This is a genomic window from Micromonospora sp. NPDC052213 (assembly GCF_040679695.1).
Classification (GTDB): domain Bacteria; phylum Actinomycetota; class Actinomycetes; order Mycobacteriales; family Micromonosporaceae; genus Micromonospora.
On sequence record NZ_JBFAVI010000191.1, the window covers coordinates 1 to 12,942 of the forward strand.

General features: G+C 71.5%; 10 protein-coding genes. 7 read left to right on the plus strand and 3 right to left on the minus strand.

The window, feature by feature from the left end:
* Positions 1-42 precede the first annotated feature (42 nt).
* The 3 genes from AB0L34_RS29370 to AB0L34_RS29380 form a co-directional block, all read right to left on the minus strand.
* On the minus strand, positions 43-1,059 hold the full coding sequence (locus tag AB0L34_RS29370; RefSeq protein ID WP_363708361.1) for a hypothetical protein: 1,017 nt from the start codon (positions 1,057-1,059) through the stop codon (positions 43-45).
* A gap of 88 nt (positions 1,060-1,147) precedes the next feature.
* Complete coding sequence (locus AB0L34_RS29375) at positions 1,148-2,710, minus strand: MFS transporter (protein ID WP_363708363.1); 1,563 nt, start codon at positions 2,708-2,710, stop codon at positions 1,148-1,150.
* A 109-nt stretch (positions 2,711-2,819) separates the two neighbouring features.
* A complete protein-coding gene (locus AB0L34_RS29380; RefSeq protein WP_363708365.1) occupies positions 2,820-4,004 on the minus strand; it encodes an epoxide hydrolase family protein in 1,185 nt (394 codons plus the stop codon).
* Between the two features lie 480 nt (positions 4,005-4,484).
* Here AB0L34_RS29380 and AB0L34_RS29385 point away from each other — a divergent pair, with 480 nt between their 5' ends.
* The 7 genes from AB0L34_RS29385 (at position 4,485) to AB0L34_RS29415 (ending at position 12,883) form a co-directional block, all read left to right on the plus strand.
* Entirely contained in the window at positions 4,485-5,600 is a 1,116-nt protein-coding gene (locus tag AB0L34_RS29385; RefSeq protein ID WP_363708367.1) for an aminotransferase class I/II-fold pyridoxal phosphate-dependent enzyme, read from the plus strand.
* A 4-nt stretch (positions 5,601-5,604) separates the two neighbouring features.
* Positions 5,605-7,203: an AMP-binding protein gene (locus tag AB0L34_RS29390; protein ID WP_363708369.1), complete on the plus strand. Its 1,599-nt coding sequence runs from the start codon at positions 5,605-5,607 to the stop codon at positions 7,201-7,203.
* Complete coding sequence (locus AB0L34_RS29395; RefSeq protein WP_357454419.1) at positions 7,200-8,000, plus strand: SDR family NAD(P)-dependent oxidoreductase; 801 nt, start codon at positions 7,200-7,202, stop codon at positions 7,998-8,000. The genes AB0L34_RS29390 and AB0L34_RS29395 overlap by 4 nt, the downstream gene beginning before the upstream one ends.
* Positions 7,997-9,424 carry an aldehyde dehydrogenase family protein gene (locus AB0L34_RS29400; protein WP_363708371.1) on the plus strand — a complete coding sequence of 476 codons (1,428 nt, stop codon included), beginning with the start codon at positions 7,997-7,999 and terminating at the stop codon, positions 9,422-9,424. The genes AB0L34_RS29395 and AB0L34_RS29400 overlap by 4 nt, the downstream gene beginning before the upstream one ends.
* Positions 9,425-9,489: 65 nt before the next feature.
* On the plus strand, positions 9,490-10,824 hold the full coding sequence (locus tag AB0L34_RS29405; RefSeq protein WP_363708374.1) for a UbiD family decarboxylase: 1,335 nt from the start codon (positions 9,490-9,492) through the stop codon (positions 10,822-10,824).
* A gap of 118 nt (positions 10,825-10,942) precedes the next feature.
* Positions 10,943-11,290, plus strand: a complete 348-nt coding sequence (locus AB0L34_RS29410; RefSeq protein WP_363708376.1) for a metalloregulator ArsR/SmtB family transcription factor — start codon at positions 10,943-10,945, stop codon at positions 11,288-11,290.
* 249 nt (positions 11,291-11,539) lie between these two features.
* Complete coding sequence (locus tag AB0L34_RS29415; protein ID WP_363708378.1) at positions 11,540-12,883, plus strand: FAD-binding monooxygenase; 1,344 nt, start codon at positions 11,540-11,542, stop codon at positions 12,881-12,883.
* Positions 12,884-12,942: the final 59 nt, after the last annotated feature.

The following is a 12,942-nucleotide window of genomic DNA, read 5'->3' on the forward strand; positions in this document are numbered from 1 at the left end:
GTGCGACCGCCGGCGTCGCACCACCACCCCGTGGGCGAACGGCTATCCCGCCGACCGCAGGACGAAACCCTCCAGCGTGGTGACGATCTCGGACCTGTTCTCGCGGTGGCGCAGGCAGTACTTGGTCGGGTACCAGCCGGCCGTCTGCCACGCCTGCGGCTGCTTGATCGGGAAGCAGCCGTCCGACACGGCGCCCGAGGCGAGCTTCTGGTACCAGTCCTGGGTGACCATGGGCTCGTAGAACGTCAGGCGTCCCGCGTAGGAGCCGTAGATGAAGGTGTGCGTGAAGGGCTGACCGTTCAGCTCAGGCCCGTTCAGGTCGATCAGGTGGTTGCCCATACCCGGCTCGACGGCCCCGAAGTCGCTGTAGTCGGCAGGCATGTACCGCGCGGGGACGGGCTGGCGACCCACCTCCCAGTCGTCGCAGTTGACGAGCATCCCGCACGGCCCCGGGCGGATGGCCAGCCGCTCCTCGTTGGAGTTCATGTAGAAGTGCACGTCGAAGTGCGGGCGGTCGTAGATGTGTTCGGGCAGATGGCCGGCCGGGTTCCAGTTCATCAGGACGTACTGGAACGGTGTGTTCACCCGCGAGCGGAACTCGTCGCTGAGTCGCAGCGGATGCTCGTACCCACCCGTGCACTCCGTGTGCTGGTCGGTCACGCCGTCGCCGTTGACGTCGTAGCACCACAGGCCCGCTGTCGGCGGGTGGCTCGGCAGACCGTCGAGCGCGTTCACGCCCATGACCAGGCCGATGGTGTGCGGCACCCCGTTGCGGGACTGCGAGAACGCACGGATCGTGCCGTTCCCCATCCTCGACGACTCCCCGTAGGAGGCGCAGACCCCGAGATACGAGGCGGTGCGGCGGACGAGGACGTCGGCGGCCTTCTTCGGCACCGTGGCGTTGAACTCGACGCCACTCTTCACGGTCGGTGCGACACAGACCGCCACCCGCGGACCGCGGGCCGAGACGGGATTCGGGGTGAGGGCGACGACGAGCGCGAGCGCAGCCAGCGCGGCCGCCGCCGCCACGGCGACGGTGCGGATTCTTCGACGGGGCATGACGCCTTCCTTCTTGGGAGATGAGGGACCAGGGACGCCCGGTTGCGGTCGGGCGCTGGGCGGACCACCGACGGTCCGCACGACGGGATCACTGAACGGTCTGTCCGGCCTCCGGGGGCATGCCGGGATGCCCCGCCCCGGTGGGCGGCACGGCCCGGAGCCGGACGACGAGGAGCGCCGCGACCGCGAGGAAGAGGACGAGGTTGATCAGGCTGGCGCCGTGCAGCGCCTGTGTGAACGCCTCCCGGGCGGAGTCGAGCAGCTCCGCCGCGACAGGTTGCGGCAGGGTGTCCGCGACGGCCGCGGCGCCGACGATGCTCTCCCCCGCGGCCATGGCGGCCTCGGGCGGCACGGCCGACGGCACCTCGACCGCGGAACCGTAGACAGCCCCGGCGACGCTGCCGAGGATCGCGACGCCGAGCGCCACCCCGAGTTCCCCGCCCGTGGAGGACAACGAGCCCGCGGCTCCCGCCTTCTCCGGTGGCGTCGCGCCCATCAGCACGGCGTTGGCCAGCGTGGCGCTCGGGCTGCCACCCACGTACATGATGACCAGGCCGACGATCAGGGTCGCCAGGCCGCCGGAAACGCTGACCTGGGTGATGACCAGGGCACCGACCGCCGCGAGGACCATCCCGGCCGCGAGGACGTAGGCCGGCCGCACGGTACGGGCGACGGCCGGTCCGATGTTGCCGCCGACGATCATCGCGCCGGCCGGAATCAGCATCCAGAGCGCGACCTTGAGTGGAGACATTCCCTCCACCAGCTGCATGTAGAGGGTCGACACGAGGCCGGCCCCCGCGGTGATGAAGCCGAACGCGAGGCCGAGCAGCACGATCGTGCTCACGACCGGGTTGCGGAAGAGCCCGAGGTCCAGCATCGGGTGGGTGAGATGCCGCTGGCGGGCGACGAACATCAGCGCAAAGGCGAGCCCGAGGATGACGGCGCCGATGGGCGTCGGCTGCCAACCGGCCCGTGCGATCTCCTTGAGCCCGTAGACGACCGGCAGGAGCGCGGCGAGCGAGAGCACCGCGCTGAGCGGATCGAGTCGCCCGGGGTGCGGGTTGCGGGCGCCCGGCAGCAGCCCTGGTCCGACCACCAGCAGCAGCGCCATGACGGGAACGCCCATCAGGAAGATCGAGCCCCACCAGAACGAGTCGAGCAGGAGGCCACCGACCACCGGGCCGAGGATCACGCCGAGCATGATGGAGGTGCCCCAGATGCCCATCGCGGCGCCCATCTGCATCGGGTTCGGAAAGAGCTGACTGATCAGGGCGAGCACGGAGGGCATCACCGTCGCCGCCGCGATCCCGAGCAGGGCGCGGGAGACCAGGAGCATCTCGATCGAGGTCGAGTAGGCCGCGAGCAGTGACGCGACCATGAAGCCGGCGGCGCCACCGAGCAGCACGTTGCGGTGGCCGGTCCGGTCGCCGAGGGTGCCCATGAGGACCAGGAAGCCGGCGATCATGAATCCGTAGATGTCGGTCACCCACAACTGCTGGGTGCTGTTGGCCCCGAGATCGGTGGCGAGCCGGGGCAGGGCGAGGATCAGGACGCTGATGTCCACCGTGGTGAGCAGGGTGGGCAGGCACAGCACGGCGAGCGCGAGCCATTCGCGGCGGCCCGCCCGGGGTCCCATGTCAACTGTCGTCACCTTGCTGTCCCTCCATCGATCGGTATCGCCTTTCGGACGTGGACGTGTACGTGCGGTCGGACGGATGACGTCGCTCCGCGCGGGGCGGCCGGTAGCAGCACACCGCCGGTCAGGCTGCGGTCCGCAGCGACCGGAAGAAGGTCCGGACATCGCCGACCAGCAGCTCCGGCACCTCCATCGCCGGGAAGTGCCCGCCCCGGTCGAACTCGGTCCAGTGCGTGATGGTGGAGAAGTCCCGCTCGGCGAAGCGACGGATCGGGACGATGCAGTCCTCCGGGAAGACGGCCACGCCGAGCGGCACCGTCAGCGGCTGCTCGCGGTAGCCGGCCAGCATGTCCCCGTTCGGGTCCTCGGTCGCCCTGCGCTGCTGCTCGGTGATCTCGCAGTACAACTGGGCCGACGATCCCGCCGTGTTGGTCAGCCAGTAGATCATCACGTTGGTCAGCAGCAGGTCACGGTCGATCACGTCGTCGGGCAGCTCGGCGTCGGTCCACTCCTTGAACCGCTCGACGATCCAGGCCAGCTGGCCGGCCGGCGAGTCGTTCAGGGCGTAGGAGACCGTCTGCGGACGGGTCGAGAGCAGCTTGCGGTATCCGGAGCCGTCGGCGTCGAAGCGCGCCAGCCGGCCCAACCGGGCCATGTCCTGCTCGCTGAGTCCTTCCAGTTCTGCCGGATCACCGGAGGGGAACACGGTGAGCATGTTGCTGTGCACGCCGACGACGTGCTCGGGGTCGAGTCGACCCACCGCGAGGGAGATCGGTGAACCGAAGTCCCCGCCCTGGGCGCCGTAGCGCTCGTAGCCGAGGCGACGCATGAGCTCGACCCACGCCGCCGCGATGCGGTCGACGGTCCACCCGGCCGCGGGCAGCGGGCCGGAGAAGCCGAAGCCGGGAATCGACGGAATGACCAGGTGGAACGCGTCGGACCGGTCGCCGCCGTACGCGGCGGGATTGGTCAGCGGGCCCACCACGTCGAGGAACTCCGCCACCGAACCGGGCCAGCCGTGGGTCATGACCAACGGCAGTGCGTCCGGCTCGGGCGAACGTACGTGCATGAAGTGCACGGTGGTGCCGTCGATGGACGTGGTGAACTGCGGCAGGCGGTTGAGCCGCGACTCGGCCTGGCGCCAGTCGTAACTGGTCAGCCAGTGGGCGACCAGTTCCTTGAGGTACGCCAGCGGCACGCCGCGCGCCCAGCCCGTCTCCGGAAGGTCCGGCGACCACCGGGTCTGTGCCAGGCGACGGCGCAGGTCGTCGAGTTCGGTCTGCCGGATGTTGATCTGGAATGGCTGCACTTGTCCCTCTCCTCGTCAGTGGCGCCGATCAGCTCACCCGGAGCACGGCCCGGCGGTCACTCGTCACACGCCCCGGAACGACGCTCCGACAGCAACGAACCCGTCGATGCCGACCATGACCGTGGCACCAGGCCGACGGCCCGCGCATCTCCTGAAATGCGGCGCAGGCCGGTCACCTGGGACTTCAGCGGGGCGCGGGAACGATCGCGGTCCGCCGGCGTCGGACCCCGACACGTCCGGACCGCCGAGACGACACCGCGACAGCCGGCGACGACGAGCGCACGCACAGAGATGCCGGCGTACGGCGGCAGTTGGAATCGTGAGCCGCGGCGTCATCGGCCCACCCGATGGGCGCCCTCCCCCTGTCGAACACGAGGAGTGTGATTACCGGTGACCACGCCGAACATCCCTGCGCGGACCGCGAGAAGCCCCCTCTCGAGCCGGACGAGCCACTTCGTCCTGCCGAAGCAATGGGCATCGATGCGCCGGGCCGAGCAACTCGAACGGGAAACCGGGAACCGGGTCATCCACCTGGAAAAGGGCGACTTCCAGGGCGAGGAGTTCCGCCCGGCACCACACATCCTCGAGGCCTGCGCCAAGGCGGTGCACGACGGGCACGTGCGCTACGTGCCCGGTCCGGGCCTACCGGAGCTGCGGGACGCGATCGCGGAGGAGGCGACGCGTCGGGGGCGCCCGACCGCCCGCGAGGAGGTCCTGGTCACCATGGGCGCCAAGCACGCGCTGACGCAGAGCCTGCTCACGCTGGTCGACAACGGCGACGAGGTCATCTTCCCCAACCCCGGCTATCCGCCGGACGAGTTCTGGATCACCTATGCCGGTGGGCGGGTGGTCTACGCCCCGCTGGTCGAACCGGACTTCCACTTCGACATCGATCAACTGGCCCGCCTGATGAACGACCGCACCAAGGTCCTGATCATCAACACCCCGCAGCGACCCAACGGGATGACCGTCGACCGGTTGGCGGAGATCAGCGCGCTGTGTCAGCGGCACGACGTCATGGTGATCTCGGACGAGATCTTCAGCCACATGGTCTACCCGCCCGCCGAACATCGCACCATCGCCGCCGTCGACGGCATGGCGGAGCGGACGCTCCTGGTGGACACGTTCAGCAAGAGCTACATCATGACCGGCTTCCGGATCGGCTGGTGCGTGGCGAACCGGGACCTGATCACCGCCATGGACATCTTCCAGCAGAACTCGGTGACCAACGTGCCCGCGTTCGTCCAGATCGCCGCCCTCGCGGCACTCACCGGGCCGCAGGACCACGTCATCGCCACCCGCGACCGCCTGCGGGCCAAGCGCGACCGGACGGTCGCGGCGCTCGACGCGATGCCCGGCATCAACTGCACGGCCCCCGACGGCTCCTTCTACGTCTTCCCGGACATCCGGGGCACCGGAATGACCGCCCAACAGTTCACCGACCACCTGATCGACCGGTACTCGGTGGGAGTGGTCGCGGGCACGGCGTTCGGCGACCGGGGCGAGGGGCACGTGCGCATCACGTACGCCGTCCCGGACGACGTCCTCGAGGAGGGCCTGAGCCGGATCCGCCAGGCCGTCGAGAATCTCGGGTGACCGCATGGACATCGGTCGGATGTTGGCGTGGGGCGCGGCACGCCACCCCGAGCAGCGGGCGGTGGGTGGACGGCGGCCGCTGACGTTCCGCCAGTGGGACGCGTACACCAACCAGCTCGCCCGCACGCTGGCGGACCTCGGCGTCCGGCGCGCCGACCGCGTCGTGCTCCACCTGGCCAACGGCACGGAGCTGGCCAGTCTCTACCTGGCGGTGCAGAAGCTGGGGGCGGTGGCGGTGCCCCTGTCGACGCGGTTCGGCCCCGCGGAGATCGGGCACTGCCTGCAGGACTGCGCTCCCGTGCTGATCGTCACCGACGCCACCACCTCCGGTCAGTCCCGGGCCGCCCCGGTCGCCCTGCCCGACGCGCCGAGGCGGGTGTACGTCGGTGACCCGCTGGACGCGCCCGCCGGCGAGACCGCGTTGGCTCCGCTCGTCGGGGCGCAGCCGGACGGCCCGATACCCGTCACCGTCGACTCCGGCGACCTGAGCGTGCTGCTCTACACCTCGGGCACGACGGGACGCCCCAAGGGGGTTCCCCGTACGCACGCCGCCGAGCACGCGGCCACCGTGGCGCACGTGCTGCAGTCGGGGCACCGCAGCGGCGACGTCACGCTCGGAGTGATGCCGCTGTTCCACACGATGGGTGTCCGCACCCTCCTCGCCAGCCTGCTGGTCGGCGGCACCTGGGTACCGCAACGCCGGTTCGACGCCGACGAGTCGTCGGAACTCGTCGTGCGTGAGGGCGTCACCTCGCTGTACCTGGTGCCCACCATCTACTGGTCGCTGCTCAACACCGGTCGGATGCACGAGCTGACGTCACTGCGGCGGCTCGGGTACGCGGGGGCGCCCATGGCCCCGGACCTCGCGCGCCGCCTGGCCGGCACGGTCCGTCCGCGCACGTTCGTCAACCACTACGGCAGCACCGAGATCTACACGTTCACGGTCGAGCCCGATGTGGCGGCACGGCCGGGCAGCGCGGGCCGCGCCGGGATGTTCTCCCGCGTGCGTGTCATCGCCAACCGGGCCGGTGCCGACGCCGAGGACGTGGTGGCTCCGGGCGAGCCGGGGCAGGTCATCGCGTCCATGGACTCCCCGGAAGCCTTCGCGGGCTACTGGGCACGGGGCGACGCCGACGAGGCGGCGATCCGCAACGGGTGGTACCACACCGGCGACCTGGCGATCCGCGACGAGCAGGGAAACCTGTGGTACCAGGGCCGCGTCGACGACATGATCATCTCGGGTGGCGAGAACATCTACCCCGCCGACATCGAGGCCGCGCTGGCCGCCTCCCCTGCCATCGGCGACAACGTCGTGGTGGGGCTGCCCGACGAGCGGTGGGGACAGGCGGTGACGGCGTTCGTCGTACCCCGCGAGGGGCTCGACCCCGAGAAAGCCGTCCGGGAGGTCCAGCACTTCATCCGGACCTCGTCAGGCCTGCCGTCGCTGAAGCGCCCCAAGCGGGTTGTCGCCGTGGACCGGATTCCGCGCTCCCCCGTCGGCAAGATCCTGCGTCGGCAGCTCACCGACGGCGCATACGACGCCCTCGCCGACACCGCGTCGGGCCCGCACACACCCAGAGGACCGGAGGTGCCAGCACGATGAGTGTCCTCCCGATGCGCGCGGCGTCCCTCGCCGGCCTCGCCGGCCGCACGGTCATCGTGACCGGCGCGGCCGCCGAGATCGGCAGCGCGTACGTGCGGGCGTTCACCGCGACCGGCGCGAACGTCGTCGCCGTCGACCTGCTGCGGTCCGCCCGGCAGGCGCTCGCCATGACCCGGGCCGCGACGCGCGACGGTCCCGGCCGCGCGGTCTTCGCCCCCGCCGATGTCGCCTCCGAGTCCGACTGGCGGCTCGTGGTGGAACGGACAGTCGCCGAATTCGGCGCCCTGGACGTGCTCGTCAACAACGCGGCCGTCTATCGGAAGATCGGCGAGAAGCGCCCTCTGACCGACCTCGTCGTCGAGGAGTGGGACGACGTCTTCGCGGTCAACGTCCGGGGCACGTGGCTGGGAATCCGAGCCGTGGCGCCGACCATGACGGATTTCGGCGGCGGCAGCATCGTCAACGTCTCCTCCGTGGTCGGGCGGATCGGCGCGGTCGGATTCGCCCACTACGTCGCCTCCAAGGCAGCGGTGGAGGGGCTGACCCGTGCCGCGGCCCGGGAACTCGGCGGACAGCACATCAGGGTCAACGCCATCGCCCCCGGCCTGGTCGACAACGACGCCAGCCGGTCACTGAACACCGAGTCGTACCTCACCGCGTCGGCCCGGGCGCGCTCCCTGCCCAGACCCATGCAGGCCAACGACCTCGTCGGCCCGCTGCTCTGGCTGGCCTCGCCGGCCTCGGCGTTCGTGACCGGACAGACCGTCATCGTCGACGGCGGGCAGGTCTTCTCATGAACCCCGACATCCCGTCGCCCGCCGAGCCGGACGCGTACGTGCGACCGGTGGATCCGACGACCCTCGCGCCGCTGACGCCGGTTGCGGTCACGACCCGCGCCGAACTGGACGAGGCGGCGGCGCGGGCACACGGGGCGCTACGCAGCCCGTGGGCGCGCGACGCACGACGCCGGGCCGCCACACTCCACCAGTGGGGCGAGGCGCTCGCCGCGCACGCGACCGAACTGGCCGACGCGCTGGTGACCGAGACAGGCAAGACCAGGTCCGAGGCCCACCAGGAGATCCGTGCCTGCGTCGACGCGCTGACCTACAACGCCGGGCTCGCCCGACACCTCGGCGGCATCGCCGGCACCCTGCCCGACGGCACGGTCGCGCACGTCGTCCGGGAACCGGTCGGGGTGACCACGTTCATCGTGCCGTGGAACTGGCCGATGCTGCTGCTCATCCGGGACCTGGCGCCGGCGCTGGCCGCCGGCGTCACCGCGCTGGTCAAGCCGGCGCCGCAGACCAGCCTCGTCACCGGCCGGGTGCTGGCGCTCGGCCGCGAGGCCGGGCTCCCCGCCGACGTCGCGCACCTCGTCGTCGGCGGTCCCGCCGTCGGTCGGGCCAGCGTCGCGCACCCCCTGGTGCGGGCGGTCGCGTTCACCGGCTCGACCCGGGTCGGTACGGAGATCCTGCGCACCGCAGGCGACGGGATGAAGCGCCACCTGCTCGAACTCGGCGGGAAGGCGGCCACCGTCATCTGCGCCGACGCCGACCTGGAGGCGGCGATCGCCGCAGTCGTCAAAGCGGTCGTGGTGACCTGCGGGCAGATGTGCATGGCCTGCACCCGTGTCCTGGTGGCCCGCCCGATCCACCAGGACGTGCTGCGGGCCGTCACCGCCGGTCTCGACGGCATCCGCGTCGGTCACCCCGGCGACCCTGCGACGGAGATGGGGCCGCTGGTGTCCCCGGCCGCCGGGGACCGAATGGCGGCGACACTGGCCGACGCCGCCACACGGCACGGCGTGCACGGCGGCCAGCGCGTCCACCTCGACGCCCTGGCGGGGCACTTCGTCCGGCCGGCCGTCGTCACGGGGGCGACGCCGGACTCGCCGGTCGTCCAGCGGGAACTGTTCGCCCCGGTGGTGACCGTCGAGCCGTTCGACGACGAGACCGAGGCGGTGCGGCGGGCCAACGCCACACCGTACGGCCTCGCGATGAGCGTGTGGACCAGGGACCTCGACCGCGCGTGGCGCATCGCCCGTCGCCTCGAGGCCGGCACCGTCTGGGTCAACGGGTACAACCACTCGTACCCGGAGACACCCAGCGGAGGCTTCAAGTCCTCGGGGATCGGCCGCACCCGCGGAACCGTCGGGCTGGAACAGTTCACCGAGCTCAAGCACATCCACTTCACCGTCCGCGCTCCCGGTGGCCGGCCGTGACCATCCCCGCCCCGTCGACCGGTACGCCACCGGGCTGGCCCGCGGCGCAGAACCTACGGTCATGGTTGACGACGCTCGACGCGAACGGCCGCCTCGGCCGGGTACGGTCGCAGGTGGACCCGGACCAGGAGGTCTCGGCCGTGTTGGAGCGCCTCGACGGGCAGCGGTCGGTGCTCTTCCTCGACGTGGCCGGCGCCTCGTTCCCCCTCGCCGGCAACCTCGTCCGCAGCCGTGCCGACCTCGCCGAGGCGATGGACTGCCTCCCCCACGAGACGACCACCCGCTACCTCGACGCGCTGACCGCACCACGGCCCTGCGCGCCGGTGCCCGACACCGCCGCGGCGGTGCTCACCCACCGCTTCGACGGCGACGCGCTGCTGTCCCGGCTTCCCCTCACCGTGCAGCACGAACACGACGGTGGCCGCTACCTGACCTCGGCGATCCTCGTCGTCAGAGATCCGGCGACCGGAAAGACGAACCTGTCGATCAACCGCATGCTGGCCGTCGGCGAACGGACCCTCCGGACACTCGTCCTGCCGGGACGCCTGCGCCGGATCCTGACCGCGACGGAACGGCGCGGGCTCGACCTCGACGTGGCGATCGTGGTGGGCGTCGATCCCCTGCTGGCCCTCGCCAGCCAGGCCCCGGCGGCAGACCGCGCCTTGGACGACCTCGAGGTGGCCAGCGCGCTACGCACGACACCGCTTCCGGTCGTCGCCTGCCCGACCAACGGTCTGCCGGTGCCGGCCGACGCTGAATTCGTCCTCGCGGGACGCTTCCGTGCCGGCGTACGGGCGCCGGAGGGGCCGTTCGGCGAGTTCCCCCGCACGTACGGGCCCACCGCTCCGGCGCCCGTGATCGAGCTGACCGCCGGCTGGCACAGCGGCGCGGCCGTCTTCCAGACGATCCTCTCCGGTGGCCGCGAGCACTTCCTCCTCGGCGGGATACCGCGCGAGGCGGCGCTGCTGCGGATGCTGCGCCAGGCGCACCCCGACGTGGTGGCCGTCCGGCTGCCGGAGGCCGGCTCCTGCCGACTGCACGCCGTGGTGTCCGTACGCGGCGGCGCTGCCGCATCCGCGGTGAACGTCCTGCTCGCCACCCTCGGCGGGGCCAGCGCGGTCAAGTACGCGGTGGTGGTCGACGACGACGTGGACATCCACGACGACGAACAGGTGGGATGGGCCCTGGCGACGCGGGTGCAGGCGGACCGGGACGTCGTCGTCATTCCCCGCGCCGCCGGCAGCAGCCTCGACCCGTCCGCCGTCGGGGGAGTGACCGCGAAACTGGGCATCGACGCCACCGTTCCGGCGGGCGGGCACGACCGCCATGCCCGGATGCGAACCCGGCCAGGTCGGCCGGAGCGGATCGCGCGGTACCTCGCCGAGGCCGCCTCCTCGTGATCGACAGCTGGCCCGGCACCCCGCGCCCACGCGACCCGCTGGCGCGGTACGCCGCCCGCGGCCGGGCGCAGCAGCTTACGGCTCGGCCGCCCGGCCCAGAGACGGAAGGTCACCATCTGTGGCATCAGACGATCTCAGCCGCATCCTCGCCGCCCTGGCCGATCCGACCCGGCGGGCGATCCTCGCCCGGCTCGTGTCCGGCGAGGCGAGCGTCACGGAGCTGGCCGCCCCGTTCGCCATGAGCATGCCCGCGGTCAGTCGCCACCTCCGCGTGCTCGAGCGGGCGGGTCTGGTCGGGCGGCGGCAGGACGCGCAGCGGCGCCCCTGCCGGCTGGACACCGGGCCCCTCGAGGTGGCGGCGGCATGGCTGGGGGGCATCATCGCCGACGCGGACGCGACGCCTGCCGCCGCGCGAACGAAACGGGACGCCCCGGTTTCCGACCCACGGCAGGGCACCGCCGAATAGCGCGCAATTCCGTCGGCCCGGCACCCTTCTCGGTGCCGCGTCCACCGTTTTCGACCCTGGCCGCTCGCCCCGCAACGAGCAGCAGGTCACCGGGTGTCAAGGGCAGTCAGGAAGATGCTCGCCGAACGCCCTGACTGAAACGATCCCACACAGAGCCGGCCCGGATGGCGATTCGACGCCGCTCGGACGCCGAAACGGTTTCCCGTCGACGTGTCGCAATCGTTCATTACCCAAGGGAGACGAATGTCAATGAGCAAATTCGTCGGAGAACGTGCCGTGGTGCTCGGGGGCAGCATCACGTCGCTCTTCGCCACCAGCGCCCTGTCGGAAAGCTACCGCGAGGTGGTCGTCGTCGACCGGGACGAGCTCCTCGGCGTGCGCGAGGCGCGTCGGGGCGCGCCTCAGGCACGGCACATCAACGGCCTGCTGGCCCGCGGCGCCCGCGCCATGGAGGAGCTCTTCCCCGAGATCACCGCGCAGATGATCAGCGCCGGGTGCCCGCAGACCGACCTGTCCGGCACGGTGCGGTGGTACTTCAACGGCAAGCCCCTCAAGCAGGTCCGCGCTGGCCTCACCAACGTGGGCGCGCGACGGCCGATCATGGAGGCGCACGTCCGGGAGCGGGTGCAGGCCCTCGGGAACGTGACCTTCATGGAGCGCTACGACATCACCGGCCTCTCCACCAGCCCCGACCGGTCCCGGGTGACCGGGGCCCGGGTCCAGCGGCGTGACGGCGGCGCGGAGGAGACGCTGGAGGCGGATCTGGTCGTCGACGCCACCGGCCGTGGCTCCCGCACGCCGGTGTGGCTGGAAGCCCTGGGCTACCCGCGCGTCGAGGAGGAGGGCACGAAAATTGGTCTGGGCTACGTGACCCGGCACTACCGGCTGCGTACCGACCCGTTCGGCACCGACCACTCGATCATCGCGGTGGCGAACCCGACCCTGCCCCGCGGCGCCATCTTCACCAAGACCGACAGCGGCCTGGTGGAGTTGACCGCCTACGGCCTCCTGGGCGACCACCCGCCGACCGACCCGGACGGCTTCAACGCGTTCGTCAAGACGCTGGCGGCGAAGGAGATCCACGAGGCGATCATCGAAGCCGAGCCGCTCGACGACCCGGTGCTGTTCCGATTCCCGACCACGCTGCGGCGCCGCTACGACCGGATGTCCCGGTTCCCGGAGCGACTGATCGTGCTCGGCGACGCGGTGTGCACCCCGAACCCGGTCTTCGCCCAGGCGCAGAGCCTCGCCGCCCTGCAGGCGCTGGCGTTGCGGGACCGGCTGCGCCTCGGGGCCCCACCCGGCTCGCTGGACTTCATGCGCGAGGTCGGCCGGATCATCGACCCCGCCTGGGACATGACCGAGGGGATCAACCTGAGCTTCCCCGGTGTCGAGGGCAACCGGACGCCGATGCTCAAGCTGATGCAGGCGTACATGTACCGCGTCCAGATCGCCGCCACCCGCGACGCCGCCGTCACCGAGCAGTTCATGCGCTCCGCCGGCCTGGTCGATCCGCTCGAGGCGCTGATGCGCCCCAGCATGATCCTCCGGGTGCTGCGCGGCTCCCGGCCGCAACCGCACGCCGCCGCCTGAGGCACCTCGCCCCCACGCCCGCCCCGCCCGGCACCGGTGCCGGTGGGCGCCGACCAGCC